Annotated in this window: 23 protein-coding genes; 13 read left to right on the plus strand and 10 right to left on the minus strand. The window is 68.0% G+C overall.

Annotated elements, in window-relative coordinates; genetic code table 11:
• Positions 1–6: 6 nt before the first annotated feature.
• The 3 genes from ACOGXQ_RS03105 to ACOGXQ_RS03115 form a co-directional block, all read right to left on the minus strand.
• Positions 7–1,116, minus strand: coding sequence for a carboxyl transferase domain-containing protein (locus ACOGXQ_RS03105; protein ID WP_419945996.1), 1,110 nt, complete (start codon positions 1,114–1,116; stop codon positions 7–9).
• Positions 1,117–1,471: 355 nt separating this feature from the next.
• Positions 1,472–2,200, minus strand: a complete 729-nt coding sequence (locus ACOGXQ_RS03110; protein WP_419945997.1) for a M48 family metallopeptidase — start codon at positions 2,198–2,200, stop codon at positions 1,472–1,474.
• 222 nt (positions 2,201–2,422) lie between these two features.
• Positions 2,423–3,262, minus strand: coding sequence for a transposase (locus ACOGXQ_RS03115; RefSeq protein WP_419945998.1), 840 nt, complete (start codon positions 3,260–3,262; stop codon positions 2,423–2,425).
• Positions 3,263–3,340: 78 nt separating this feature from the next.
• On the opposite strand from ACOGXQ_RS03115, the gene ACOGXQ_RS03120 reads away from it, so the two are divergent.
• On the plus strand, positions 3,341–4,012 hold the full coding sequence (locus ACOGXQ_RS03120; protein ID WP_419945999.1) for a hypothetical protein: 672 nt from the start codon (positions 3,341–3,343) through the stop codon (positions 4,010–4,012).
• Positions 3,900–4,859 (plus strand): HNH endonuclease, encoded by a 960-nt coding sequence (locus ACOGXQ_RS03125; protein ID WP_419946000.1) that lies wholly within the window; start codon positions 3,900–3,902, stop codon positions 4,857–4,859. Before ACOGXQ_RS03120 ends, ACOGXQ_RS03125 begins: the two co-directional genes overlap by 113 nt.
• A gap of 322 nt (positions 4,860–5,181) precedes the next feature.
• Here the strand turns inward: ACOGXQ_RS03125 and ACOGXQ_RS03130 are convergent, their stop codons facing one another.
• The gene (locus ACOGXQ_RS03130) at positions 5,182–5,667 is read right to left on the minus strand and encodes a hypothetical protein (RefSeq protein WP_419946001.1); all 486 of its coding nucleotides are present in this window, start codon (positions 5,665–5,667) and stop codon (positions 5,182–5,184) included.
• A 107-nt stretch (positions 5,668–5,774) separates the two neighbouring features.
• Here ACOGXQ_RS03130 and ACOGXQ_RS03135 point away from each other — a divergent pair, with 107 nt between their 5' ends.
• The 8 genes from ACOGXQ_RS03135 (at position 5,775) to ACOGXQ_RS03170 (ending at position 16,292) form a co-directional block, all read left to right on the plus strand.
• Entirely contained in the window at positions 5,775–6,875 is a 1,101-nt protein-coding gene (locus tag ACOGXQ_RS03135; protein WP_419946002.1) for an LLM class flavin-dependent oxidoreductase, read from the plus strand.
• 115 nt (positions 6,876–6,990) lie between these two features.
• Positions 6,991–8,145, plus strand: coding sequence for a Rieske 2Fe-2S domain-containing protein (locus ACOGXQ_RS03140; RefSeq protein WP_419946003.1), 1,155 nt, complete (start codon positions 6,991–6,993; stop codon positions 8,143–8,145).
• A gap of 155 nt (positions 8,146–8,300) precedes the next feature.
• Positions 8,301–8,759: a cupin domain-containing protein gene (locus tag ACOGXQ_RS03145; RefSeq protein WP_419947329.1), complete on the plus strand. Its 459-nt coding sequence runs from the start codon at positions 8,301–8,303 to the stop codon at positions 8,757–8,759.
• A 39-nt stretch (positions 8,760–8,798) separates the two neighbouring features.
• The gene (locus tag ACOGXQ_RS03150; protein ID WP_419946004.1) at positions 8,799–9,548 is read left to right on the plus strand and encodes a 3-oxoacyl-ACP reductase family protein; all 750 of its coding nucleotides are present in this window, start codon (positions 8,799–8,801) and stop codon (positions 9,546–9,548) included.
• A gap of 52 nt (positions 9,549–9,600) precedes the next feature.
• Entirely contained in the window at positions 9,601–11,388 is a 1,788-nt protein-coding gene (locus tag ACOGXQ_RS03155) for a thiamine pyrophosphate-binding protein (RefSeq protein WP_419946005.1), read from the plus strand.
• A gap of 97 nt (positions 11,389–11,485) precedes the next feature.
• A complete protein-coding gene (locus tag ACOGXQ_RS03160; protein ID WP_419946006.1) occupies positions 11,486–13,006 on the plus strand; it encodes a 2Fe-2S iron-sulfur cluster-binding protein in 1,521 nt (506 codons plus the stop codon).
• The gene (locus ACOGXQ_RS03165) at positions 13,003–15,393 is read left to right on the plus strand and encodes a xanthine dehydrogenase family protein molybdopterin-binding subunit (protein ID WP_419946007.1); all 2,391 of its coding nucleotides are present in this window, start codon (positions 13,003–13,005) and stop codon (positions 15,391–15,393) included. The genes ACOGXQ_RS03160 and ACOGXQ_RS03165 overlap by 4 nt, the downstream gene beginning before the upstream one ends.
• Positions 15,390–16,292 carry a VOC family protein gene (locus tag ACOGXQ_RS03170; protein ID WP_419946008.1) on the plus strand — a complete coding sequence of 301 codons (903 nt, stop codon included), beginning with the start codon at positions 15,390–15,392 and terminating at the stop codon, positions 16,290–16,292. Before ACOGXQ_RS03165 ends, ACOGXQ_RS03170 begins: the two co-directional genes overlap by 4 nt.
• 60 nt (positions 16,293–16,352) lie before the next feature.
• Here ACOGXQ_RS03170 and ACOGXQ_RS03175 read toward each other — a convergent pair whose 3' ends face one another.
• The 6 genes from ACOGXQ_RS03175 to ACOGXQ_RS03200 are packed head-to-tail and all read right to left on the minus strand — an operon-like array spanning position 16,353 to position 22,531.
• Complete coding sequence (locus ACOGXQ_RS03175; protein WP_419946009.1) at positions 16,353–17,429, minus strand: CobW family GTP-binding protein; 1,077 nt, start codon at positions 17,427–17,429, stop codon at positions 16,353–16,355.
• Between the two features lie 20 nt (positions 17,430–17,449).
• Positions 17,450–18,532, minus strand: coding sequence for a DUF1295 domain-containing protein (locus tag ACOGXQ_RS03180; RefSeq protein WP_419946010.1), 1,083 nt, complete (start codon positions 18,530–18,532; stop codon positions 17,450–17,452).
• Positions 18,529–19,323 (minus strand): SDR family NAD(P)-dependent oxidoreductase, encoded by a 795-nt coding sequence (locus tag ACOGXQ_RS03185; RefSeq protein WP_419946011.1) that lies wholly within the window; start codon positions 19,321–19,323, stop codon positions 18,529–18,531. Before ACOGXQ_RS03185 ends, ACOGXQ_RS03180 begins: the two co-directional genes overlap by 4 nt.
• Positions 19,320–20,981, minus strand: a complete 1,662-nt coding sequence (locus ACOGXQ_RS03190; RefSeq protein ID WP_419946012.1) for an amidohydrolase — start codon at positions 20,979–20,981, stop codon at positions 19,320–19,322. The genes ACOGXQ_RS03185 and ACOGXQ_RS03190 overlap by 4 nt, the downstream gene beginning before the upstream one ends.
• A gap of 44 nt (positions 20,982–21,025) precedes the next feature.
• Positions 21,026–21,292 (minus strand): hypothetical protein, encoded by a 267-nt coding sequence (locus tag ACOGXQ_RS03195; RefSeq protein ID WP_419946013.1) that lies wholly within the window; start codon positions 21,290–21,292, stop codon positions 21,026–21,028.
• An 18-nt stretch (positions 21,293–21,310) separates the two neighbouring features.
• The gene (locus ACOGXQ_RS03200; RefSeq protein WP_419946014.1) at positions 21,311–22,531 is read right to left on the minus strand and encodes a cytochrome P450; all 1,221 of its coding nucleotides are present in this window, start codon (positions 22,529–22,531) and stop codon (positions 21,311–21,313) included.
• Between the two features lie 265 nt (positions 22,532–22,796).
• Here ACOGXQ_RS03200 and ACOGXQ_RS03205 point away from each other — a divergent pair, with 265 nt between their 5' ends.
• The 3 genes from ACOGXQ_RS03205 to ACOGXQ_RS03215 all read left to right on the plus strand — a co-directional run bounded on the left by ACOGXQ_RS03205 (position 22,797) and on the right by ACOGXQ_RS03215 (position 26,034).
• Positions 22,797–23,969 (plus strand): LLM class flavin-dependent oxidoreductase, encoded by a 1,173-nt coding sequence (locus ACOGXQ_RS03205; RefSeq protein WP_419946015.1) that lies wholly within the window; start codon positions 22,797–22,799, stop codon positions 23,967–23,969.
• A gap of 71 nt (positions 23,970–24,040) precedes the next feature.
• The gene (locus ACOGXQ_RS03210) at positions 24,041–25,510 is read left to right on the plus strand and encodes an AAA family ATPase (protein WP_419946016.1); all 1,470 of its coding nucleotides are present in this window, start codon (positions 24,041–24,043) and stop codon (positions 25,508–25,510) included.
• On the plus strand, positions 25,507–26,034 hold the full coding sequence (locus ACOGXQ_RS03215; protein WP_419946017.1) for a hypothetical protein: 528 nt from the start codon (positions 25,507–25,509) through the stop codon (positions 26,032–26,034). The genes ACOGXQ_RS03210 and ACOGXQ_RS03215 overlap by 4 nt, the downstream gene beginning before the upstream one ends.
• Positions 26,035–26,080: the final 46 nt, after the last annotated feature.

Below are 26,080 nucleotides of genomic sequence, written 5' to 3' on the forward strand. Positions count from 1 at the left end.
GTCACGCTAATCGGGCGCGTGCCGGGCGCTCAGGGACGTGCGGCGTTCAGGAGCGCACGGCGTGCTTGTTGGGTCGCCGGGCAGCTCTTCGAGCACCGGCTGGGCCAGCTCCACGAACGTGCACGCCAGCCTGCGGGTCTCGCGGGGATCGATGAGGTCGACGACGTCGCCATGCATGGCTGCCTTGAACGGCGAGCACAGGCGCAGCAGCCGCTCCTCGATCATCTCTCGGTGCGCTTCGGGATCGGGCGCTGCGTCGATTTCGCGCCGGTACGCCGCGGCCACCCCGCCCTCGATGGGAATGCCGCCCCACTCCCCCGCGGGCCAGCCGAACCGCAGGTTGAGATTGTGCGGCAGGCCGATGCTTTTGGGTGCGTCGGCCGCTACGCCGTAGGACTTGCGCACGTTGAACTCCACCTTCGGAACGCTGGCCTCGGCCGATGCGATCAGCGCTCGCACGCCGCGGCGCATGGTGGCCTTGCGCCCGGCGGCTGAGCCCAGCATGAACCCGGGCATGTCCAGGAAGATCGCCATGGGCAGGTTGAACGCATCACACAGGTCGACGAAGTGGGTGTACTTGTCGGCGCCGTCGCCGTCCATGGCGCCCGCCAGCCGCATCGGGTCGCTGCCGACCACGCCCACGCTGTAGCCGTCGAGCCGGGCGAAACCGGTGATGATCGCCCCGGCGTAGTGCTGGCGCATCTCGAAGAACTCTCCGTTGTCGACGACGTGGCGGATGAGCGCCCGTGCGTCGTAGCCGGCTCGCCGGTTCGTGGGAATGATGTTGAGCAGCTCATCGGGACGCCGGTCGAGCGGGTCGCCGGTGTCGACCCGGGGTGCCACCTGCGCCGTGGTGTTGGGCAGGTACGAGATGATGTTGCCATCGTCGTCGTATTCCGGACCGCCCATGAGACCGCCCATCTTGACGAACGAGCCAGGATCGGCCATCTTGGCGATGCGCTCGCGCACCGTGTAGCGCCCGCCCTGGTGCTGGCGGTCGATGCGCTCGGGCCCGCCCATCTCGGCGGCCAGCTCCTTGAGATACGCGATCTCTGCGACCGCGTTCTCCCAGGACATTCCCGGCTTCCACGTCTCCCGATCCGGGTCAACAGGCATCCGTTCGCTCCGATCACACCGCTAGGAGACTGCTGAGCAATTGCCGAAATCGCCGATTCACGGACACAAAGCCGCAGGTCAGAGCGTTGCAGACTTGCCCGGATCCGAATAAATCAGCAGTCTCCTAGGAGGCTGGTCGGAAAAGGGGATCTTGCCGACACAGCAAGTCCCTGACCTGCGGGTTTGCATCTGACAAACGCCGAAATAGCGGCTTTCCGACCAGCCTCCTAGGGCTGTGCACGCGGCTGCGGCAACCGCAGTGCGTGCGCTATCAGGTGCCCCTACGAATGTATGAGGCACCGACTGCCCATGCGTCGGGATCAATCGTGTACCAGCCAGCCGGTACAGCCTGCCGTCACATCGGAAGGGTGCCCTCGGCCGACCGCAACGCCCTCTTTCGCTCGGCAACATCGGGGAGGATCGCCTCGACGAGTGCCCAGAACGCCGGTCCATGGTTGCGTTCGGTGAGGTGCGCCAGCTCGTGGACCACTACGTAGTCCAACAGTCGTGGGGCAAGCATCACGAGCCGCCAGTTGAACCTGAGCCGGCCATCCGCAGCGCAGCTCCCCCATCGCTTGCGCTGGTCCCCGATGTGGATCTCCGGCATGCAGTCACGTCCGAGATCGGGCCACCAGCGGTCGACGCTCGTCGTGACATGCTCGCAGGCACGCAGCCAGTACCACTCGGCGAGCGCACTGCGAGCCCGCCCGGCGGCATTCGCTTCATCGGTTTCCAGGGGAAGGAACACCTGCAGTTCCCAGGGCCGAAAGCGAACGTCGACCTCGGCGAGGCACCCGTTGTTGACGACCACGTTCACTTGCCGGCCGAGATAGGGAACCGAGCTCGGAATCTCACACGGCGCCGGTGATGCGCGCGGTGCCGCAGTGTGCGCGAGTATCCAATGCGCCTTGTTGCGGACGAAGGCCGCCACCTCCTCAGAAGGCGTGATTGCAGGCACCGCGACGCGGACGCCGCTGGGTCCAGCAGAGATCTCCATCGTCTTGTGCCGCCGCGTGCTGCGCTTGATCTCGTAGTCGATCACGGCATCGCCGAATCGAATCCAGTCATGTTCGGTGAATTCCATCCCACGATCCTGACCGCTGGGTGTCACATCACCCGGTTCATTTCCCGATGGCACTACCGCCCGCAGCAGCAGGCCGATGAGCCGATGGCTGTGTGGGCGTATTCGTGATGCTCCTATGGTTCGTCAAGCGGCGGTTTGTTGGTTGTTGAGCCGGTTGCGGTAGGCGTTGATGAGGTGGTGGTGGGGTGCGTGTCCGCGTTCGATGGCGCTGATGGTGGCTGGTCAGGTGTTGAGCTGGGCGGCGGCGGTGGCGAGGCTGTGTCCGGTGGTGTGTCGTTGGGCTCGGAGGTCCTCGGTGTTGGGGGCGGGTTGGGGTTTGGTGAGCAGGTTGAAGACTTCGCGGGCGATGTAGCGCTTGAGGCAGCGGATGGTCTCGCGGCGGGTCTTGCCGTGTGCTTGGCGGCGGGCGGCGTATGCGCGGGTGCGTTCGCGGGTGGCGAGGCGGACCATGGCGATGCGCCACAGGGCGTGGTTGGCTTGGCGGTCCCCGCCTTGGTTGAGGCGGTGCCGTGCTGTCTTGCCTGATGAGGCTTCGACGGGGCTGGCGCCGCATAGCGCCGCGAAGGAGGCTTCGCTGCGGAGACGGTCGGGGTTGTCGCCGGCTGCGATGAGCAGGATCGACGCGACGTCGGGTCCGATGCCCTTGGCGGCTCGCAGCTGGGGGGCCGCGGCGGCGGTGAGCTTGTCGAGGTGTTCTCGCATCTCGGCGAGATCGCCGTCGAGGGCCTGGTGCTGACGGGCCAGGGCGCGCAATGCCAGCTTGGCGGCCTGGGCGGGATCGGCCGTGTCGCCGGGCCGGAACCGGGCGCAGCGCGCTACCCGCTGGGTTGTGGTGAGCGGCTCGAGCTCGCAGCGCAGCGGATCAGCAGCAGTCACGATGAGGTCCCGGATCTGGTTCGAGACCCGGGTGAGATGAGCACGCGTCGAACGCGACGCGACCCGGATCTGGCGGATCGACTCCACGATCCCGTCGCCGCCCTTGGGCGCAGCCACTGCCTCGGGGCCCAAAGCGGCCCGAGCACCAGACCGACAGATCACGATCAAGGCACAACGGCCCGTCACACCCCGAGTCAGACCCAAGCCCGAACTGCCGACCCAAATGGACCCTTCGATGTCACACCCCCCATCTAGGTTGAACGCATGTTCTCACACGTGCAGCAGGCGCTCGATTGCCTCACCGCAGCGCTCGACGGCGTTGAAGCGGCACCGACCGGCGAGCTTCGCCGCACGCTTGGGCTGGCGAAGTCGCTGCGCTCACGTGTCGAGCTGCTCGAGACCAGGGCTGCTTCGGCCGTCGCACGGCGGGAGTGCCACGGCGACGGCGGCGCAGGGTTGCTGAATCAGGTCGGCGGGCGGTCTCGCGCCGATGCTGCCCGCAACGCGCGCACCGAGGCCGAGCTGGCTGAGCTGCCGGTGGCCCGTTCAGGCCTCGCTGAAGGAGAGATCAGCTTCGCGAACGCCGCCAAGCTCGCTCAGACGGTGCGCAAGACCAGCCCCGACGCCGTGCAGGCAGATGCCGATCTTGTGCAGATGGCCAAGACACTCCCCCCAGACGAGTTCGCCCAGGCCGCGCAGCGCTGGGCCATCCAGCACCAAAGCGCCGAGGATCTCGCCGCGCAGCACCGCCGCAACCGGCGCAATCGCCACCTGCGGTTCTGGAACGGCGAAGACGGCTCAGTGCAGATGCGCGGTTCGTTCGATGCCGAGATGGGCGCCCGCATCCAGGAGCGCCTTCGCCGTCAGGCTGAATTGCTTCGCCAAGCAGACCGCCGCCGCCAGACCCACTCGCAGCCCCCGGGGACAAGCCTGTGACGGTGGCGACAGCGACGCTGGCTCCGTGCCTGAAGCGGCCGTGCGCACCCGCGACCAGCGCATGGCCGACGCCCTCGACACACTCCTCGTCACCAGCGCTGAGTCAGATGGCGATGCCGAGCCTGCATCACGAGCCAGGTCGATTCCTCCGGCTAGCACCAAACCAGCAGAGATCATCGTGCGATCCGACTTTGCCGCATTCGTCGGCACGCCCGTCGGCATCGCCGAGATCTGCGGTGTCGGCCCGATCCCGCCCAGCACCTTGGGGCGGCTGGCCTGCAACTCCGATGTCTCGGTCGAGATCTTCGGCGACAACCTCACACCGCTCTATGAAACTGTCGCCAGCCGAGCACCCACCGCAGCACAACGTCGCGCGCTGATCGCCCGCGACGGGGCGTGCATCGGCTGCGGTGAACCGCCGGGCGAATGCGAAGCCCACCACATCGTCCCCTGCCAACGCGGCGGCAAGACCCGCCTCGACAACCTCGTGCTGGTGTGCTGGCACTGCCACGACCTCATCCACGACCACAACTGGCAAGTGACCATCCGAGACGGCCGCTGCCGGCTGGCACCCCCCGACCCAGCCAAACCCGCCGAACCGGCCCCCCAACGCAAACCCAACCGCCGAGCACCCCAGCCCGCGGCCGAACACGGTGCGCCGCAACTCACAGCCAAACGCGGCTCGCCGCAATCCAAAGCCGAGCGCCCTTCAGCGCAACCCAATGCCGAACACCGTTCGACACAGCCCGCGGCCAAGCGCAGTTCACCGAAGCAGGCACCGACCACAACGAGACCTCCGCCACCCACAGCCGGCGTCACACCGCTATGGGACGACCCCGCATCCTGAATGCGCCCGATGAATGCGCGTCTTCGCCGCGTTGTCGGCTGTAGCACCGGCGAGGAGCACAACCCCCACCACAACGGATCCGATCCGACGACTCGGACCGGCCGGCCAGTCGGCGGCGGTCATCCTGAGCGGAGCAACGCGCGCTTCAACAGACCCGACCCGACGACTGAATGGTCTGTCAAATGAATGGTCTGTCAAACCGAGGCGCGGAGCGAAGCCACGATGATGCCTGTGAGCGTGACCATGGTGCCCAAGAGCCGCGTGAGCTGATGCTTGGATTCCCAGCGGACGGCTCCGTGAGGTCGACGATCTCGGTGACCGCCTACTCCTCCGGACCGTCTTCGGGACCGATGTGCTCAAGGAAGCACTCGGCCCTGGCAGTCGATGAGATGGGGCCCGAGTTGCCGACACCGACCGTGGCGTAGCCGACCACGACGTCGCCTGCGCGGAGCTGAACTGGCTCGATCGCATTCCGGCGCGACCAGAACAGGTCGCCGTCTTCATCGGGGCCTTCGACGGGCAGCACCGCAACGTAGGTGCAGTCGGGTGCCGAGAACTCGTGCCATTGCCACCATCCCGCCAGAATCCCGTCGCCCACCACACACGACACCGCGGGATGTGGCTGGTCATAATCGGTTTGCCAATCCAGGAGATCCGCCGGTTCCGGCCCCGCATGCGCCCTGCAGCCGGGTTCCGCATCGACGTGGTGGCCGGCGTCGGTGGCACACGACCCGATGACCGCCATCGCCACAACGGCACCAATCGCTGCGAGCAACAGGCGTCGGACCGGCACCAGTTCACCAGCCATCGACGAGACCCTAACTGCGGGCTGCAGACGCGCATCGGCGTTCGCAGTAGGTTTCGGCGGCGAGGCGCATGACTTCGCAGCGCCGCTGAGCCTGACAGGGGATCACGATGGAATTGGGACTGTTCACCATGCCGAGCCACCCGCCCGAGCGCGACCTGCGCGAAGGCTGGGAGTGGGACCTGCAGGTCATCGAATGGGCTGATGAGTACGGATTCGCCGAGGCGTGGATCGGTGAGCACCATGCCGCTAAGTGGGAGCCTCATCCTGCGCCTGACCTGCTGACGCTGGAGGCGCTGCGGCGCACGGAGAACATCCGCATCGGCCCCGGCGGTTTCCTGATGCCTTACTACCATCCTGCTGAGCTGGCCAACCGCATCTCGCTTCTGGACCACATCTCAGAGGGCCGGCTGAACTTCGGGGTTGCTGCCAGCGGTCTGCCCAGCGACTGGGAGATGTTCGGCGTGGACGGCATGGCCGGCGAGAACCGAGAGATGACCCAGGAGTCGGTCGAGTTCATCCTGAACCTCTGGACCCAAGAGCCCGGCTGGACCCACGAGGGCAAGCACTGGAAGGGCTCGGTGCCCCACGGCATGCCCGATCTGGACCTCGTGCAGCATCTCAAGCCGTTGCAGCAGCCGCACCCGCCGATTGCCGTGGCCGGGCTGAACTCGCCGTCCCCGACGCTGGAGATGGCGGGCGAGAAGGGCTGGATCCCGCTCAGCCTGAACCTCAACCCGCAATATGTGAGCGGACACTGGGATTCCTACGAAGCCGGCGCACGGCGCGCCGGGCGGGAGATCAGCCGCAGCGACTGGCGCATGGTGCGCGAAGTCTTCGTGGCGCCCACCGACGAGGAGGCTTGGGAGCACTCCTACGGCGGGATGATGGGCCGGATGATGACCGAGTACTTCATTCCGCTGCTCGGCGCGTTCGATTTCCACCAGTTCCTCATCGACGAGCGCAACCCGCCCGCCGACGGCGTAGTCACCGTCGACTACTGCGCCCGCAACAACTGGCTCGTGGGCTCACCCGAGACCGTGGCAGCGTCAATCGAGAAGATCCACGCGGATGTCGGCGGCTTCGGTCACCTGCTGCTGTTCTGCTTCGACTACTCCGAGACGCCCGAAAGCGCCGAATCATGGCGACGCTCGATGGAGCTGCTCGCCCACGACGTCATGCCGCGCGTGGCGCACCTCACCGGGGACTGAACCCGCGCGAACCCTGAGTCCAGCCTCGGCCCGCCGAGTCCGGCGACTGGGGCGAATACAGTTGCGCGCCATGGTGTCGGCACCGCGAGCAGCAACCTCACCGGCACTTCGGACCGTGCGAGCTCAGGCCGAAGTGCTGGTCGAACTCGCCCGACACCGCATCTCCCAGTACTCCGGTATCGGCGCGCGACGCGCAGCGCGACGGCCGCCGATCTGGCCTCCGGCCCCCGAACTTCCCAAGGGCGACCCCCGTCTCGGACTGCGGGACCGCTGGTACCTGCTGGGCGTGGCCGACCTCGTGGGCGCCCAGCCAGTGCCCACACGCCTCCTCGGCGAGGACTTGGTGGCGTGGCGCGATGGCGACGGCGCAGTGCGATTGATGGCAGATCTGTGTCCGCACCGGGGCGCAAGGCTGTCAGTCGGCGATGTCGTGGGCGGACAGTTGCAGTGCGCGTACCACCACTGGCGATTCGACGGCGAGGGCCAGTGCACATCGGTGCCGTCCCAAGGCGGCGCCTGCTCGCTGGCCGAGCGCACCCGCATCAGCGTGAGCTATCCCGTCAGCGAGCAAGCCGGCTATCTCTGGGCGTGGATCGGCGAGAGCCTGCCTGAGCCGCTCAAGCTTCCGGCTGAGTTCACTGGCGAGCAGTACTCGACCTTCCCCGAGACCGTGGAATGGGGCGCCAACTGGATGCTCGGGCTGGAAAACCTCGTGGACCTGATGCATGCGCCGTTTCTGCACGCGCGCTCGATCACGCTGAACGAGGGCGTCACGCACGACCGGGTCGTCGTCGACGATCACGACGACGGGTTCGAGGTACGCCGCCGCGACCAAGCCGGCACCAACTTCGACTGGATCGACGTCCACACCGGGGCGCTGAGCTACGTGCGTTTGGACATCCCGCTGCCGCCCAGTGCCGGGCCGGGTCCGCCGCTGCGGATCCTGGGATTCCTGACACCGCGTGACAATGCCGCCACGCTGGTGCACTTCCCCCGTTTCCGTGCGGTGTCCGGCCGCGAGCGCCGAATCTGGCGGACGCTCTACCGGCTGCGCCTGCGCGGCACGCACCTGCACGTCCTGAATCAAGACAAGGAGATGCTCGAAGGCCTGCGCACCGTCGAGGAAGCCCGCCGCGACGAGCATCTGGCGCAGGCCGATCGCCCTGTGGTGCACTTGCGTCGCGCGCTCGAAGGCGACTTCGAGGCGCAGCGGCAGCGTTTCGGACTGGCAGCCCAGCCCGAGCCGGTGCAGCTGCTCGCCGCTGACTGATTGCCCTGCGACCCGTCGAACAGCCCAACCGCCGCTCCGCCTCTTCACTCTCCGCCGTACTCGACCACAGGACGACACCGATGAGCCAGACCGCCGCCCCATCCGAGACACCCAGCGCAGCACCAGCAGCCGACCTCGAGGAACGCATCGACTCGATGTGCGCCACAGCAGACAGCCGGCGTGAGGATTGGGACACGCTGGCGTTCCAGACCAAGGCCGGTCCGCAGTATCGCCGCGCCCAGATCCGCTACATCGGCTCGGGCGGCACCGGCAATCACGAGGGTGACGAGCGGGCGCTGGCCGCCGAGCACTTCACGTTCTCGAACATGCTGCTGCCGCCCGGTGCCGAGGGCCCCGAGCACACCCACCACGACGTCGAGGAGGCGTTCTTCGTGCTCGAGGGCGAACTCGAGGTCACCATCCACGACGGCGACGAAGCGGCCAGCCGGCTGCTCGGCTACCGCGACCTCATCAAGGTGCCCGCCGGCACCGCCCGCTCGATCCGAAATGTCGGCGACACTGACGCCCTGTTCGTGGTGATGCTGGGCGCATCGAAGCCCCAGCTCCCCACCTATCCCCCACACTCCCCCATGGCGAGGATCACGCGGGACTGAGCCGGCCGCACGACCGGCCCGAAGTCAAACGGCACAGACATGAGCCTGCACGATCGCCGCGTCGTGGTCACCGGCGCCGGGCGCGGGCTCGGAGAGGCCATGGCGCATGCGATCGCCGCGGGCGGGGGCCACGTCGTGATCGCCGAGCTCCGGCCCGAGCGGGCCGATCGCGTCGTCAATGAGATTCGTGCGGCAGGCGGTTCGGCGGAGTCGCACACGGTCGACGTGAGCGACCACGCCTCGGTGAACGAGTTCGCCGATCGTCTCGACGGCGGCGGACCCATCTGGGGTCTCGTCAACAACGCCGGCCTCGCCGACGCCGTGGGCGGCAAGGCGTTCTGGGAGATCACGCCCGACGAGTGGGACCGCGTCCAGGCCACCAACGCCCGCGGTCCGTGGCTGGTGAGCCGGGAGCTCGTCGCGCAAATGATGGCCGTCGGCGAAGGCCGGATCGTCAATATCGCCTCGGATGCGGCGCTGTATGGCTCCCCCCGGCTCGCTCACTACATCGCCTCGAAGGGTGCATTGATTGCCCTGACCCGGGCGATGGCGCGCGAACTGGGTGATCACGGCATCACCGTCAACGCAGTGGCGCCCGGGCTCACCGAGGGACCCTCTGCGGAACAGATCCCTTCGGAGCGCCATGAGCTCTATGCCGCCAATCGGGCCATCAGCCGACCGCAGCAGCCAGCCGACATCACGGGTGCCGTCACGTTCCTGCTGTCGGACGAGGCTGGCTACATCACCGGGCAGACCATCGTGGTGGACGGCGGCTTCGTGATGCCATGACGGTTCTGAAATGACGACCTTGCCATGACCGTGCTGCCATGATCGGGCTGCCATGACGGCGAACGGCCCTTCCAGTCAGGGCCGAAACGGCGGCGACCTGCTGGTGGAGGTGCTGTCGGACTTGGGGACAGACGCTGCCTTCGGCGTCGTCAGCGTTCACAATCTGCCGCTGGTCGATGCCCTCGCGCACCGGCTGCGCTGGGTGCCGACCCGCAGCGAGGCCGCGGCGGTCAACGCCGCCGACGGCTATGCGCGGGTTCGCCGCACCCCCGGCTGTGCAGTGACCTCCACAGGCACTGGCGCCGCCAACGCGGCCGGCGCGCTGGTGGAAGCTCTGACCGCCGGTTCGCCGGTGCTGCATGTGACCAGCCAGATCCCCAGCGAGTACCTCGGCAAGGGTCGGGGAGTCATCCACGAAACCCGCGACCAGCTTGCGCTGCTCACCTCGTGTTCGGTCTGGGCAACAACAGTGGGTGCTGACCCGGCCGCCGATTTTGCCGATGCCAAGTGGCGTCTTGGCCAGCACCCGCGCGGCCCGGTCAGCCTCGAATGGCCCATCGACCTGCAGTACCAAGAGCCGGCCCCGTTCGCGTCCGGCGATGGCGGCGCTGCGCCACGCGCCACTGGTTCACTCAGAGTGGACGAACCCAAGGTCACAGCGCCTGAGCCGGCTGCCGCCGGCAGCTTGGGTGACACCGCCGATGGTGTGCCCGAACCCGACGATGACGTATTGGACCGGGCTGCCATGCTCATCGCATCTGCGCAGCGGCCGCTGGTGTGGGCAGGCGGCGGGGCCGTCGGCGCTGGCAGGCAGATCGATGATCTCTTGCGCTCAACGGGTGCGGGCATGTTCACCTCCAACGCCGGGCGTGGCGTAGTGCCTGAATCCGACGACCGGGTCATCGGCAACTTCGCCGCTTCGCCTGCCGGCGCCGAGCTGCTGTCGCAGGCCGATCTGCTGATTTCGATCGGCACGCACTTCCGATCCAACGAGACCCACAGCTACCGGCTGGCGATGCCGCAAAGACACATCCAGATCGACGTGGACCCGGCAGCCATCGGCCGGGTCTATCCGGCCGAGATCGGGATCGTGGGCGATGCCGCGGCCGTCTTGGACGCCCTGGTCGATCAGCTCAGCGGAAGAGACGGCGAACGACACCGCACGCGACACGGAGACAGTGCATCAGGCGGCGATCCCGATTGGAGCGAAGCCGTCGCCGCTGCACGCGAGCAATGTCGTGCTCAGTCGCGCCGCGACATCGGTCCTTATGCGTCCATCTGCGACATCATGGCGAACGTGCTCGGTCCACATGCGCCCCGTGTGCGCGACATCACCATTCCGAACAGCTCTTGGGGTAACCGGCTGCTGCCTGTGACGGACCCGACCACCAACGTTGTCCCCCGAGGCGGCGGCATCGGACAGGCTGTCGGCATGGCAATTGGGGCTGCCGTGGCCAGACCGGTCGAGCCCACGATGGTGATGGTCGGCGACGGCGGCATCGCTCCCCAGCTCGGCGAACTGGCCACGCTGGCACAGGAAGAGCTGCCGGTCACACTGGTTGTCTTCGACGACGGCGGCTACGGGGTGCTTCGCAACACGCAGGATCGCCATGTGGGCCGCCGCTCAGGTGTCAACCTGTACACGCCGGACTTCGCTGCGACGGCGGCGGCGTTCGACATCGGCTACCGCGATGTGTCGACAACTGACGAATTCGCCGCAGCGTTCGAGGCTGCGACGGCCAGCGGGAACCCACAGATGATCCGGGTGGACTGCGACAAACTCGGCCCCATGCCGGTGCCGTTCATCCCGCCCGTCGAAGTGCCCCAGGCGGACCGATGACGACTCCCCCAGCCAGCTCCCACGTCCAGCCGACCGCGAGGCGCCCGAACCGCACGCCCACGGCACCGCGGACGGCCTCAGCTTCGAGACCGCTGCGATGAGCGCTGGGCCAGAACCCGCACCGGCTCGACTGGCGAGCGGGCTGATTTCGCGCAGCCACCTCGGCATCGAGCCGTTCGAGATGCGCCGGCCGGACTCGCTGGCAGATGCCGCCGCCGCGGTTGCGGACGGCTCGTGGGCGCACGCCGGCGGTATCGACGTCGCCCAGCGCCTGCGGGCCGGGCAAGCCGCCGACGAACTCGTGCCGCTGTGCCGCCCACCGACATCCGCCGGGACCGGGCTTGAGATGCTGGGAGAGATCTCGCTCGGCGACGGGTGCTTGTTCATCGGCGCAGCCGTCACCCATGCCCGCATCGAGTCGGACCCGCTGGTGCAGGCGCATCGACCCGACGTGGCAGCCACGTGGCGGACGATCGGCAACGTCAGGATCCGAGCTGCCGGCACGCTCGGCGGCAACCTGGCGGCGTTCCATCCCGGCTACGACGCCGCACCGATCCTGGCGGCTGCCGAGGCGACAGTCGTCGTCGCCGAACCCGACGGCACGCTGGATCGCTGCAGCGTTGCCGACCTGCCGCAGCACCGGCTGATCGTCGGCTGCGAGGTGCCGCTGTCGGGACAGGTCGTCTTTGACCGTTCGCTGAAGCCCGTCGTCTCGGTGGCCGTCGGGGATCAGGCTGTCGCCATCGGCTGCGCCTACGCGTACACCGTGGTGATTCCGCACGGCGCTACCAGGACTGAAGACGTCGCCGCCGCGCTCGCCGCGCTGGCCGACCCTATCAACGACGCATTCGCCACTGCGGCTTACCGGCGCCGGATGATCGGCGTGCTCGTGGATCGGTGCCTGCGAGCACACGCTGAGCCACCTGTGCTTGCACGAGATGACCGCATGGGCGTGCCTGCGACCCGGCCTGCGTCGACGCAAGAAGTCGCGCCGCCAGACGCCCGCTCACTGGAGGCAGCACCGCCCGCACGCTCGCAAGACGTCCAGTCGCCGGATGACGTCTCGCGAGACGGCGCCGGAAGCACGACCCATGTCGAGATGCACCTGAACGGCGAGCCATTTGCCGTCGCGGCGCCGCCCTCGGAGATGCTGGTGGACACCATCCGCACTCGGGCCGGACTCGACGGCACCCGTGTTGGCTGTGACCAAGCCGTCTGCGGCACCTGCACGGTGCTGGTCGACGACATGCCGGCCGCATCGTGCTCCACATTCACTTGGCAAGCCGACGACACCGAGGTGCTCACGATCGAATCCGCCAGCGACCCCGACAGCGCCAACGCGCGGGGCGACGTGGCATCGATCCTGCCCGCGGTGCAGGGCGCCTTCGCCAAGAGCAGCGCATTCCAGTGCGGCTACTGCACACCCGGGCTGATCTTGGTGGCCGCTGCCCTGCTCGCCCGTCATCGCGATCCCGACCGGGCCACCATCTGCGATTGGCTGGACTCGAACGTCTGCCGCTGCACCGGCTACCTGATGGTGATCGAAGCGGTCGAGGCCGCCGCGGCGGCACTGGCAGGGCACGCTTCTGCGGACAGCTCCTCAGGAAGCGCGGCATGACCCGCTCTGATGCTGCCCTGAAGGTCTCCGGTACAGCGCCCTATGCGGTCGATGTCTCGCTCGGCGGGATGCTGCACGCCAAGGTGCTGCACTCGCCGCATGCCCATGCACTGGTCACGAGGATCGACACCACCGACGCAGAAGCAGCCCCCGGCGTGCGAGCCGTGCTCACCCGTCGCGACCTGCTGGACGCAGATGCGTGCGAGCGCTGGGCCAGCCAGGACACCCGCTTGCACATGCCCCAGCGGCCCCTGGTGGCCTCGCACAGCTACGGCTACTTCATCAAGGATCAGCCGATTTTGGCCCTGGACCGGGTGCGCTGCATCGGCGATCCGGTGGCGGCCATCGCGGCTGTCACCGAGCTGGATGCGGCCCGGGCGCTGTCGCTGGTGAAAGTCGACTACGAGCAGCTGCCCGCCGTGACCGACTTCGACGAAGCATTGGCCCCCGGCGCACCCGAGCTCTTCGGTGACGCACCGCTCGCCATGACGCCGAAGTACGGCCAGGGCGCGAGCGGCGGCGCCCGGCCGCGGCCGAACGTCTGCTACCGCTTCGGCTACGAGACCGGCGACCCTGCCGAGTTCGACCGCTGCGATCACGTCTTCACCGATGTGTTCAATTTCGACGGCCGCCAGCAGCACCTGCACTTGGAGCCGTTCGTGGCGGTAGCCCGCTGGACCAGCGCTCCATGGTCGGGTGGCGCAGCACCGCAGCACCTCGACAGCAGCGGCCGGCTGGAGCTCTGGTCGAGCTGCCAAAACCCGTTCCCCGTGCGCAAGGAGATGGCCCGCCTGCTGGGCATCGGCGAGCAGCGGGTGCGCATGCACGTCGGCTACCTCGGCGGCGGCTTCGGCGCCAAGAACGGCTGCAAGACCGAGCCCATAGCCGCGCTGCTGGCGCTGAAGGCCGGGGCACCGGTGCGTTACTGCCTCACCATGGATGAGGGCTTCTGGACGATGCGTCAGCACAACGCCCGGCTCACGCTGCGCACCGGCGTCATGGCCGACGGCACGCTCGTGGCCCGCGACGCTGAAGTGCTGCTCGACGGGGGCGCCTACGCGGACGCCAGCCCGCTCGTGGCGGAGAAGGCCGGCTACCGGGTGGCAGGCCCGTACCGCTGGCGGCACATCCGGTCGGTCACCGACGCCGTGCTCACCAACACCACGCCGGCCGGTCCGTTCCGGGGCTTCGGCGGCACGCAGGCCAACTTCGCGTGCGAGAGCCAGATCGACATGATCGCTGACCGGCTCGGCCTCGACCCCGTCGAGCTGCGGCGCCGCAACCTGATCGGGCTGGGCGAGCCCTACGTGCCGGGCGAGTCGGCCATGGACTCGGACCTGGTCGAGGGTCTGGACCTGGTGGCCGACCGCATCGGCATGAACGAACAGCGCCCACCGGGGAGGGGGCGTGGCGTGGCAGTGGGATTCAAGGACTCCGGAGGCGTGAACAAGCCTGCGCAGGCCCGCGTGAAGGTGGCCACCTCGGGCGATGCCTGGGTGCAGTGCGGCACTGTCGAGATGGGCCAGGGCGCCCAGACCGCCCTGCGAGAGGTTGCAGCGCGGGTGCTCGGCGTGAGCCGCGAGCGAGTCCACTGGTCTGACATCGACACCGACCACACGCCCTTCGACCAGGGCACGAACGCATCGTCAGCCATTTCGGTCATGGGCCAGGCAGTGCAGAAGGCCGCCGAAGCGGCCCGGCTGCGCGTCCTGCTGTTCGCCGCAACGGCACTGGGCATTCCGCTCGAGCGCGTCGAGTTCCAGGACGGACTCGTCATCGCGGCTTCCCCGGACGGCTCGGGCGAGCCCGAACGCGTCCCGCTGGCACCGCTGGTGATGGGCTTCTACGGCGGCACCGGCTACGAGTTCACCGGCGAGGGGTTCTTCAAGGCACCCGGCGAGAGCCGTGCGCCGCTGGAATCCCCGTGTGTGTCATGGGAGTACGGCTGGGGAGCTGCGGAGGTGTCGGTGGACGCCGAGACCGGCGTGGTGACCGTTCACCGGTTGGTGGTGTCGGGCGATGCGGGCACGGTGCTGCACCCCGGTGCCTGCCGTGGCCAGGACGAGGGTGCCGCGATCATGGGCCTCGGCGGCGCGCTGTTCGAGACCATGCGCTTCGACGGCGCTGTGCTCGCCAATGGCAGCCTGGTGGACTACCGGGTGCCGCGGGCCAGCGACCTGCCGGCAGAGTTCGTGTCGATCACCCAACAGCAGGGGCACGGACCGGGTCCGTTCGGCTCCAAGGGCCTCGGCGAGGGGGCGATGCTGCCCGTCGCTTCGGCCATTGCGAACGCCATCGCCGATGCCACCGGGGTGAGGGTTACCTCGATGCCGTTGACCGGCGAGACCGTGCTGACTGCGCTCGACGCTGCCCGGGAGCAAGCATGAGTGCGGCCTCCGGCGATCGTTGGACCATCACCCATGTGCGCCATCTCGCGCTCAGCTGCAGCGCATTCGATGAGTGCCTCGACTACTACGCCGGGCCGTGGGGGCTGGAGCGGCTCGGCGACTCGGATGAACAACAGGCGGTGTTGCGAGCCACCGGTCCGGAACACCATGTGCTGGAGCTGCATCGTTCGGATCGCAACAGCATCGACCACCTGAGCCTCGGACTCGCCGATGACCGAGCCGTCGACGCTGCCGCTGCCGAACTCGGAAGCGCCGGTGTCACGCTGCTGAGCGAGCCGGCCGAGGTGGACAGGCCCGGCAGCGGCTACGGCTTCCGCATTGCCGACCCAGAGGGGCGCATCGTGGAGCTGTCGGCGTGCACCGAAGCCGTGCCAGCGGGCCCCGCCGAGCTCACGCCCGTCAAGATCGCCCATGTGGTACTGAACACTGCCGACATCGAGTCGCTGTGTGCGTGGTGGTGCAACGTGCTGGGCTTCCGGGTGAGCGACTGGAGCGAACGGCAGATGGTGTTCCTGCGCTGCAACAGCGATCACCATTCGATTGCGTTCAACCGGGCTGAGTGGGCATCGCTGAACCATGTCGCCTACGAGGTTCCCTCGCTGGATGCGTTCATGTCGTCGATCGGCCGCCTGAAGCGTGCGGGTCACGATGTCGGCTGGGGCCCCGGCCGGCACGGGCCGGGCAACAACGCGTTCGGCTACTTCATGGACCCCGCAGGCACCGTGCCCGAGGTCACCGCCGAGGTGCAACAGATCGACGAGGCCACCTGGGTGCCGCGCACCTGGCCGCGTACGCCCGAGCTGTCAGACCGCTGGGGCACCGCCGGACCCCCGTCCGCAGAGATGCGGCAGTTCATGGCGGGGACCCCTGACGCCTGACTGTCTCAGCGTGAATGCAGCGCCGGCTCACGTTCGACTCGCTGGTGAGACGCGCCCGGGTCAGTCGAGCTCGCGGAGCGAGGCCGCTGCCCGATCCACGGCCGACTGATCGCGGCCGATCAGCACCACAGCGGCCTGAACGCTGGCGTCATCGGGCGGACTCACCGGTTCGATGCTCCAGCGCCGGCCGACGACCTGCAGCTCGTGCCAGCAGCCGTCGGGACTGGCGAACCAGCCCTTGGCCCTCAGCAAGGGCTCGGGCTGATGTTCGAACCGACGTCCGACCGCGGCGGGTTCCCATGGCCCGACTCCCCGCACCGTGGCCGTCGCTGTCTCGATCGGGTGGCCGGGGGAAGCGGGGTCGAATGCCGCACCCCGGATCGCTGCGCTCACCAGCACTCTCGGATCGATGCGCCCATGAACCGACGGCACGACCATGCGGCCGGGCGCGATCTCGCCGATCCGAGCCGTCAGCGCTTCCGTATGGGTGTCAGCGACGAGGTCGACCTTCGACAGCAGCACCAGGTGCGCCACGTCGATCTGGCGACGCACCGCGACCCCAATCTGGGCATCTTCGAGCTGGGCGGCCAGCAGCTGCGCATCCGCCACGGCAACCACGCCGTCGAGCCGGCAACCAGATGCAGCCTCGACGGCCGCCGCCATCGTTGCCGGATCGGACACGCCGCTGGCCTCGACCACGATCGCGTCGAAGACGCCCGTGGAGGCAAGGGCTTCGAGCGATTCGGCCAGATCGTCCACCAGTGCGCAGCAGGCACAGCCGTTGGTGAGCTCGATCCGCTCGCCGGACCTCGATGCCAGTGCCGGCGCTGCCGCACCCTGATCATCCACTGCGTCGGCCTTCAGCGAGACGGCGTCGATGTTGATCGCACCGATGTCGTTCACCACGGCAGCTATGCGCAGACCGGCAGGATCGGACAGCAACCGTCGCAGCACCGTCGTCTTGCCGCTGCCCAGGAAGCCAGTGAGCACCGTGACCCCAACGCCCCCCGCTTGGGGCTCTCCTGCGTCGCGCCGGGCAGCTGCGATCGAGCCCAACACGGCCTGCCATTCGGCGTCGATCTGTTCTGGATGAGTCTGCGACACTGGTCCCGATCCAGGTGCGCCCGGGGTGTCCATGGAGGTTCCTGTAGCCCCGCTCAGTAGATGCGCGGCACGATCCGCCAGCGCACTTCGGCCCGGTACTGGTCCCACAGCGGGCCGTACTTGGCGGCACAGCGGCGGTCGTCGGCGCGTTCACGCGGCACCAGCAGCGCCACGTAGTACAGCGGATACAGCCACGGGGCCAGCATGGACGGCCGGCCCAGCGCGAGGGCCAAGCCCACGCCCATGGCGATCTCGCCCAGGTAGTTGACGTGGCGTGACACGCCCCAGAAGCCGCTGACCAGCATGTGGCGCTCGCCGTCGGACAGCGCTTTGGGGGCGATGCCCAAGAACGCCCGATCGGGCTCGCGCTTGAAGCGGTGTTTCTGCAGGTTCGCACCCCGCGCCAGCACCCAGCCCCCGAGGAACACCGCCGCCGCAATGACCAGCAGCCACGCCGGCGCATCGGGATTGGCGAGATCGGCGACGGCCCACAGGCCGACCGCGTAGAAGTACGGGTACCAGAACAGGCACCCCCAGATGAGCTTGAACCCCACCCGCTCGGCGAACAGGTCGTAGGTGTAGAGGTGGACTCGCTCGAAGACGAGATAGTCGACGACGAACCAGCTCATCAGCACGACATACAGGGCGACGCCAGGAGAGGCATCGCCGCCGAAGACGTCCCAGTGGTGCGCTGCGAATGAGAGCACGTTCAGCTCGAGCAGCACGGCGCCAGCCAGGTAGAGGTACATCTTGGCGTCGGCCCGGCCGCCGAACGGCTGCGGGTTTTCGCGACGCCCCAGGTACAGCTCGGCGAGCAAGCCCCGCCCGCTCGTCGGCGCGCCCAGCACCGTGGCGGCACTCGCCCCGAGGCCCAGCACCAGCGCGCCGAGCGCGCTCGGCCAGCGCTGCTGCCACAGCCAGTCCCAGGGCATCAGGCCCGTCATGCACAGCGCGCACCACACCGCCAGCGTGATCACGAACACCAGCAGCCCGTTGACCCGGTACTGGAGCACCTCGCCGGTGCGCTCGTGGCGCGCATAGCCCGCCATGCGCCGCGCCGGCAGCACCAGGTGCAGCACGCCGACCGCGGCGAACACCGCCCAGGGTGCGAAGAACCCGGCCACCGCGTCGCTCATGTCAGGTGCTTCGTATCGCGGGCGATGAAGCGGATGGCCGCCTTGCGCGGCACCGCCCGTCCCATGAGCTGGGCAGCCAAGCGGTTCACCCGTCCGGGCACCACCCGCGGGCCGCGGTCCAAGCGGTCCAGCGTCTGGCGTGCCGCTTCTTCGGGGGCCAGCATGCCGGGCACGTCACGGCCGAACGTCCTGGCATACCCCGGCGTGGGCATGGCCCCGGCACAGCACGCCACCACGTCGATGCCGAACGGCCGGAGCTCGTACCAGAGGCTCTCGGCGAGATGGGTGTTGAACGCCTTGGTTGCTGCGTACACGGCGACGTGCGGGGTTCCCTGCAAGCCGGAAAGCGACGACACCAGCACCACGGCGCCGCGGCCCCGTTCGCACATGGCCGGCGCCAGCGTCTGCACGGCGCGCAGCGGGCCGCGCACGTTCACGTCCACCGCATGCTGGACTGCCTCGTCGGTGTTGCTGAGAAACGGGCCGATCGGCACAGATGCGGCGTTGTACACCACGATGCCGATGTCCAGGCCGGCAGCCGCATCGGCGAGAGCGGTCGCGATCGCGTCGTCGGCCAGGTCCAGCTCGACGCAGCGCACCTCGACCGGGTGTGTGCTCTGCAGCCGGGCGCGTACTTCGGCCAGCACGTCCCCCCGGCGGGCCAGCAGCACCGAGTTCATGCCGCGAGCCGCGAGTTCGGCGGCGAACGCAGCACCGAACCCCTCTGAGGCGCCGGCCACGACGGCCCACTCCCCGTAGCTGTCGGGGAACGAGCGGCGCCGGCGTCTCACGAGGTGGGTTCGCCGCCCAGCACCGTGCCGGCGATGCCGATATCGCGCAACGCCATCGGATCGACCTCGTAGGGGTCGTCGTCCAGCACGGTGAAGTCGGCCAGCTTGCCGGCCTCGATCGAGCCCAGCCGGTCGTCGCGGGCCAGCACGTGCGCTGCGTCGATGGTGATAGCACGCAGTGCCCGGTCCACCGAGATGCGCTCCCCCGGCGCCATCACCGTCTCGCCGTCGGCACCCACCCGGTTGACGGCACACCACACCGCCAGCAGCGGCTGCAGCGGCGTGACCACCAGGTTGAAATCGCTGTGCAGGGCGAACGTGACCCCAGCCCGCTCCAGCGAGCCCAGACGGGCGGTGGCCTCGCTGCGGTCGGGCCCGAAGCCGTGATCGGCATGCAGCTGCGCCCGGAAGTGCACGAAGTAGCAGTTGACGCTGGCCAGCCCGCCCAGCGCGGCGAGGCGCTTGGCCTGAGCGGGCGTCGAGATGCAGTAGTGCTCGATGGTGAAGCGGTGGTCGAAGCGCGGGTGCTCAGCCTGCAGGGCGGCCAGCGTGTCCAGCGTCATGTCCACCGTGCGGTCGCCGTTCGCGTGGGAGTGGATCTGCACACCCGACTGCCAGAAGGGCCGCATCCGCTCCACCATGTCGTCCCAGGGCACCTCGCCGGTGTGGGCAGTGTCCTCGTCGAGATAGCCGGGCGAGTTCATCACCAGCGTCATTGACGGGTACGAGCCGTCGTTCACGTACTTCACGCCGTGGGTGTTGAGCCGGTCGTCGCCCTCGGCCCGTTTCGACGCCAGGAAGTCGAGCATGTCGTCGCCGTAGCTGCGGCGCAGCTTCGGCTCGAAGGGGATCATGAAGATGCGCAGCGGGAAGGTGCCCTCGGCGATCGCGGCCGCGTGGTCGGTCCATTCGGGCTCGAAGCCGTCGGCCATGCCCCATACCAAGTCGGCGGTGGTGGTCACGCCGGCGGCGCGGGCGACCGCTCCCATGCGGTCAATAGCGGCCCGGCCGGTGCCCGGCCCGAAGATCGAGGCCGCGACGGGCCGGTTGGCCCGCGCCGTCGCCTCGGTCTCCACGAACCAGCCGTTCAGCCGACCGTCGGGGTAGCGGCCCAAGCCGTGCCCGACCGAGTCGTTGTCGACGCCGATCAGGCCGAGCATCGGCGTGTTGGCGTACACGATGTGCGGTGCGTAGGCGCACACCCACAGCGGCACGGTGTCGCTGATGGCGTCGAGCATGTCCCGGTCGAGGTGCCCGGCTTGGCTGGCCGGGTCGTAGCCCCACGCTGTCAGCGGCTCGCGCGGGTCGCCGTGCTCGGCAACCAGGGCGCGCAACTGGTGCACCACGGCGTCACGGCTGGGCAGGCCCTTGCGCAGCCCGGTAGGCGACGCCGAGTCGATCGGGCCGACGTAGTGCAGCCCCATGTAGGTGCCGCTGAGCCGCAGGTGGGTATGCGGGTCGATGAACCCGGGCATGATCACCTTGGCGGCGTAGCGGTCGTCGATCTCGTAGGGGTTGCGTCGCAGCCATGGCTGCATCGACTGGATTGATCCCACCGACACGATGCGGCCGTCGGCCACCGCCACGGCCTCGGCGTGCGGCCTGCCTGGGTCCATGGTGTGGATCCGGGCCACCGGGTACACCGTGATCTGTTCCATGCGCCACCCCCGCTGGTGCCGTGGGCTTCCCGCACGGTTCTAGCTCAGCGCACCGAGGTGATGAAGCTCTCCAGCGCGGCGATGTGCTCGGCGGTGTTGCCCAGGTTGGCAGCGGGGTTGCCGCCCCACTCGCAGGTCGTGCTCTGGCAGTTGATCGAGAAATGGCTGAAGCCCGCGTCCCGGGCGCCGAGGACATGGTCGTACGTGACGATGTGGGCATAACCGAGCGACTCAGCCGCTTGGGCCCAATCGCGCAGCGCGATCGGGTCGGTGCCGGTCTCGCACGTCGGCAGGACCGCGCCGAACTTCATGAGCCCGTCGCCGCCGGCTCAGCTCAGGATGCGCAGCGGCACGCTGCGCGGTCCCCGGATCGGGCCCACCGACCACTGGACCTCGGAGGGGTCTACGGCCAGCTCGAAACGCGGGTAGCGCTCCAGCCAGGCGGTCAGGCCTACCCGCAGCTCCATGCGCGCCAAGTTCGAGCCCAAGCAGCGATGCACGCCCACCCCGAATGCCATGTGGCGGTTGTTCTCGCGATCCAAGATCAGCTCGTCGGGGTTCTCGAAGTAGTCGGGGTCGCGATTCGCCGACGGGTACGCCAGCAGCACCCGCTCGCCCTTCGAGACGGGGCAGCCGGCGATCTCGGCATCGTCGGTGATGTAGCGGGCGATGGTGACCGGGCTGTAGTAGCGCAGGAACTCCTCGATGGCGGTGGGCATCAGCTCGGGCTCGGCGACCAGTCGCTTGAGGTCGTCAGGGTGCGAGCCGAGGTGGAACAGCATCGAGCCCAGCGTCGACCAGGTCGTGTCGATGCCGCCCAGCATCAGCACGAACAACGCACCGATGCGTTCCTTGCGGGTGAACGGCCGTGTGCCGCCGTCGGGCAACTCGGCCTCGGCCCGCAGCACCGTGCTCACCAGATCGTCGGGTGCGTCGTCACCCAGATCCTCGCGCTCGTCGAGTTGGTTGGCGAAGAACTCTTGGACCTCGCGGGCTGCCCGCCGTGCGATGGCCAGGTCAATCTGCCCTTCCTTGAGCATCCCGTCCACCCAGCGCCGGAATGTCGGGCCCATCCCGGCAGAGACGCCGAACAGATGACCCATGACCTCCACCGGCAACAGCTGCGCGTAGTCGAGGGCGCCGTCGGCGAGCTCGGCGTCGCCGATGTCGTCGAGCAGCCGTTCGGCCATGGCGACGACGGCCGGCTCCAGCTCATCGGTGGCCTTCGGGCTGAACGACGGCAGCAACGGTCGGCGGACCGGGCCGTGCTCGGGAGGATCGAGCGTGATCGGCGACAGGTCGAGCTTGATCTTGTCGGGATGGTTCGTGTTGACCGCAGTGACGCGATTCGAGAAGGTCTCGGTGTTCCGGGCGGTGGTGACGATGTCGTCGTGCCGGGTGACCAAGTACGCGCCGTAGAACCGCTCGGTGGAGGCGACCGGGCAGCGCTCGCGCAGGTCGGCCATGATCTCGGGCCCGTCGGCGGCCCACTCCTCGCTGAGATGGTCGAAGTCGGTTGCCCAGTCGGTGACCGGCGGTCGTTCTGGCATGTCGGTAAACGCTCCACTCTTGGCAATCGCCGCGGCATCGTGGCGGCAGGCACAGACGCTGCCAGCGATCCGCACGGACACCGATGGTATTGCGCCGGTGGTTTGCTCCGCCGGAGTTCCTGGGCGACCGGCCCGGCGGGCAGTGCCGGCGTGCGTTCGGCGCGTCGCACAGCCACTGCGTCGGTACGGCACCGCGCGACCGCGGCGCCGGTCGCCAGGATGCGCGGCCGCTGCGTCGGCCCGGCACTGCGCGTACCGTGGTGGCGTGCCGCTCGACGTCATCGGGATGATCGGCGTGTCGCCGCCCAAGGACGACTCGACCGTGCACGTCATCGAGGGCGGGCTGTCCCGCCAGTTCCTCGAGGACTTCAGCCGTGCTCACGACGAGGCCGGCTTCGACCTGGTGCTGGTGGGCTACACGTCGACCTCGGCCGACGGCTGGGCGGTGGCGACCCACGCCGCTTCGGTCACCAAGCGGCTCGGCTACCTCGTCGCGCACCGGCCCGGCTTCGTGGCGCCCACGCTGGCCGCCCGCAAGGCAGCCACCTTCGATCAGCTCAGCGGCGGCCGCTTCGCGCTGCACATCATCGCCGGGGCCAGCGACAAGGACAATCAGCGCGACGGCGACTACCTGCCGAAGGTCGACCGCTATGCCCGTGCGGGCGAGTACATCGACGTGATGCGCCGGACGTGGACGTCACCGGAGCCGTTCGACCACGAAGGGCCGTACTACCGATTCAGCAACGTACGCGCCGACGTGCAACCGCTTCAACAGCCGTCGCCCCCGATCTTCTTCGGAGGCTCCAGCGAAGAGGCATTGGAGATGGGCGCTCAACGGTGCGACGTGTATGCCATTTACGCAGAGCCCCGGGCGGCCGTTGCCGAGCGCTTCGCTGACTTCCGCCACCGGGCCGCCGCATACGGACGCACGCCTCGGTTCTCGATCAGCGTGCGCCCGATCCTGGGCGACACCGAGGGCGAGGCGTGGGATCGAGCTGAACGCATTCTGGGCGGCATCGAGGCTGCGGGAACCGACAAGCTGACGGTGGCGGGCAGTCACCGGGGCAAGCCGTACGACCATGGCGGCGACCGGATGCTGTCCTATGCCGCCGCGAGCGATGTCCACGATGAGCGGCTGTGGCTCAAGATCGCCGAGGCCACCGGTGCTCCCGGCAATACGTCTTGTTTGGTGGGCACCGCCGAGCAGGTGGCCGACTCCATCCTGCGCTATTACGAACTGGGCCTGCCCCCCGGCGGTGGCCCTTCCGACATCGGCTACGTGCTGATCCGGGGATTCGACCCGTTCAACGACGCCGTGGACTTCGGCCGCGAGCTGATCCCCCGCATCAAGGCAGGCGCTGCCGAGCTCGATGCGCACAATGCTCCGACCAACTCCGACTCGGCAATGGCCAGCAAAGTTACCGCTGCCGCCGACTGAGCCTCCGCAGAGCCACGGCTAGCCTCCCGTGACATGAGTCGAGTAGCTCGCTCGAGTCGCGGAGCAGCCCAGTGAACTCCCAGGCTGCGGTAACCCCAGAGTTCCGTTTCCGTAATCTCGGGCCGATTGCCGAAGGCACCATTCAGTTGCGCCCGCTGACGATCCTGATCGGCAAGAACAACACCGGCAAGACGTACACGGCTCAGGCGATCTACGCCGCTCACAAGGCGCTCGAACGCGCGAACGGACCTGCAACGCCACCGCTCACACGCGACGAGTCGTTCGACGTCATCAGCCTGATCAACCACGCGGCTACGGCTGGCGCCGAGCCGGCATCGTCGTTTGTCGGCAAGTTCCAAACATGGATCAGCTCAAGGCTCGAACGTGCGGGCCACAACCTCGCAGACCGCCTCGCCGTCTATTTCGACGTCGAGAAACTCAGCGAACTGAAGCGGTGGAGGACTGGCGGCGAACTTGATATCGCCGTGCATCGTCGACGCACCGAGACTGACTCGACCGTTCTCTTCTCGCTCTCCGGCGAACACGAAGGTTCTCCGCTGGACTCCATCGACCTCAGCGGCCTGCGCGAGACGCCTGTCGTAGAACTGCTTGACGACTTCCTCGCCGGTTCATCGGGCGCAGGGGCTGCGTCTCGCAGCGAGCTGCTACAGCGCAGGACGGCGTCAATGCTCGCCGACTACCTGTGGTACCGCCACCTTGTCCCCACATCCGGCCTCGGAGGCCAGGCGCACTATCTGCCCGCAGGACGATCGGGTTTGCTGGAGGCCTGGACCGATGTCGTGCGGATTCGGTTGGAACAGGACCGCGAGGGTCTTGCGCTCACGGGTCGGGAACCCGCCGCTCTTGGGGGCATCGCGCTCGATTTCCTCATCGAGCTCCAGCAGTTGACGAGTCCTCGCCCTCAGCGACGGGCGTGGCAGAAGCCTTTGAGACGCTCAGTACGAGTCGCTCCTGATATCCCCACGGCAGCGTCGCATCTTGAGCGCCTCATCGGTGGGAGCGTCGTGGTTGCCAGAGGCCGCGAGCAGGTGCCGTCGTTGAGCTATCAGCATGGCAAAGAGGTCATTCCGGTTCAGCGTGCCTCCTCCATGGTCGCCGAGCTCGCGCCGCTCATCAGATGGATCAGCGACGTGCTCGGCCCCAGAGACCTCTTGCTGATCGACGAGCCGGAAGCACACATGCATCCCGAGGCGGTGCTCGCAGTCGCGCAGACACTCGTGGCGCTCTCGCAAGCGGGTGTACGAGTGCTGTGCACAACCCACAGCACCGATTTCCTCCACCAAGTCTCGAACTGCATGCTTCGGGCGGCTCAGACACCGTCGCCGGATTCCGCGGACGCTCCATCGATCAGCGTCGACGACCTTGCTGTCTACCGATTCGAGCGCGGAGACCCCGAGCAAGGTTCGACTGTTACACCTGTCGAGGTCGATCCGGCCTGGGGCATTCCCGAAGACGAGTACGTAGCCGTGGCAGAACGCTTGGCCGACGAGACCGCACGGCTTCTCGGCGAAGCGCGGTGAGCTTCGACGCCGACCAACTGCTTTCTCAACACTCGGCCTGCGAGTGCAGGCTGGACCGATCGCCGCATTCGAATCGCATTGGTCCAGAGGAAACCAGCCCTGACGAGGCAATCCCGAACCACATCAGTAAGGACAACTGCACCCTCACGATCGAGGGGTTGATTGCTGCGTTTGATTGCGACGAGTGCGCCGCATTCGAGCCCGACGAACTCCGCCCTGACGCGATCGCACTTCGGGAATGCGACGGCAGCAATCAGTGGATCGTCTCCGAAATGAAGCTCACAATGCGCGAACGTGCCGGTCGGCAAGCCGCCGCAGGCTTGGCCAAACTCGGCAACCATCCGCTCTATGCCGCCCAACTTGACTCAGCCGAGGTCGTCTTCGTAGTCAAGAGACGCCGCAAGAGTGACCGCACCATCATGCGGGCCATCGGGACCATCCGTGAAGGCCATTGGGTCGTCAATCCACTGCTGCTCGATTCTGGCAGTACTCATACCTGTCCAACGGCCGGATTGTTGGAGTAAGTCTTCGCCCCGGGGTCGGCGGCATTGGGTTGGGCCAATACGCGAG

Source organism: Candidatus Poriferisodalis sp., assembly GCF_965208485.1.
In the GTDB taxonomy this organism is placed as follows: Bacteria; Actinomycetota; Acidimicrobiia; order Acidimicrobiales; family Poriferisodalaceae; genus Poriferisodalis.

What these genes read in the sequence shown, in the direction of transcription:
- ACOGXQ_RS03195 (WP_419946013.1), bottom strand. Translation starts at nt 21,292, where the DNA reads ATGAAGTTCGGCGCGGTCCTGCCGACGTGCGAGACCGGCACCGACCCG.
- ACOGXQ_RS03105 (WP_419945996.1), bottom strand. Translation starts at nt 1,116, where the DNA reads ATGCCTGTTGACCCGGATCGGGAGACGTGGAAGCCGGGAATGTCCTGG.
- ACOGXQ_RS03145 (WP_419947329.1), top strand. Translation starts at nt 8,301, where the DNA reads ATGTGCGCCACAGCAGACAGCCGGCGTGAGGATTGGGACACGCTGGCG.
- ACOGXQ_RS03160 (WP_419946006.1), top strand. Translation starts at nt 11,486, where the DNA reads ATGAGCGCTGGGCCAGAACCCGCACCGGCTCGACTGGCGAGCGGGCTG.
- ACOGXQ_RS03170 (WP_419946008.1), top strand. Translation starts at nt 15,390, where the DNA reads ATGAGTGCGGCCTCCGGCGATCGTTGGACCATCACCCATGTGCGCCAT.
- ACOGXQ_RS03125 (WP_419946000.1), top strand. Translation starts at nt 3,900, where the DNA reads ATGCCGAGATGGGCGCCCGCATCCAGGAGCGCCTTCGCCGTCAGGCTG.
- ACOGXQ_RS03200 (WP_419946014.1), bottom strand. Translation starts at nt 22,531, where the DNA reads ATGCCAGAACGACCGCCGGTCACCGACTGGGCAACCGACTTCGACCAT.
- ACOGXQ_RS03180 (WP_419946010.1), bottom strand. Translation starts at nt 18,532, where the DNA reads ATGAGCGACGCGGTGGCCGGGTTCTTCGCACCCTGGGCGGTGTTCGCC.
- ACOGXQ_RS03110 (WP_419945997.1), bottom strand. Translation starts at nt 2,200, where the DNA reads ATGGAATTCACCGAACATGACTGGATTCGATTCGGCGATGCCGTGATC.
- ACOGXQ_RS03135 (WP_419946002.1), top strand. Translation starts at nt 5,775, where the DNA reads ATGGAATTGGGACTGTTCACCATGCCGAGCCACCCGCCCGAGCGCGAC.
- ACOGXQ_RS03120 (WP_419945999.1), top strand. Translation starts at nt 3,341, where the DNA reads ATGTTCTCACACGTGCAGCAGGCGCTCGATTGCCTCACCGCAGCGCTC.
- ACOGXQ_RS03150 (WP_419946004.1), top strand. Translation starts at nt 8,799, where the DNA reads ATGAGCCTGCACGATCGCCGCGTCGTGGTCACCGGCGCCGGGCGCGGG.
- ACOGXQ_RS03155 (WP_419946005.1), top strand. Translation starts at nt 9,601, where the DNA reads ATGACGGCGAACGGCCCTTCCAGTCAGGGCCGAAACGGCGGCGACCTG.
- ACOGXQ_RS03175 (WP_419946009.1), bottom strand. Translation starts at nt 17,429, where the DNA reads ATGGACACCCCGGGCGCACCTGGATCGGGACCAGTGTCGCAGACTCAT.
- ACOGXQ_RS03165 (WP_419946007.1), top strand. Translation starts at nt 13,003, where the DNA reads ATGACCCGCTCTGATGCTGCCCTGAAGGTCTCCGGTACAGCGCCCTAT.
- ACOGXQ_RS03190 (WP_419946012.1), bottom strand. Translation starts at nt 20,981, where the DNA reads ATGGAACAGATCACGGTGTACCCGGTGGCCCGGATCCACACCATGGAC.
- ACOGXQ_RS03130 (WP_419946001.1), bottom strand. Translation starts at nt 5,667, where the DNA reads ATGGCTGGTGAACTGGTGCCGGTCCGACGCCTGTTGCTCGCAGCGATT.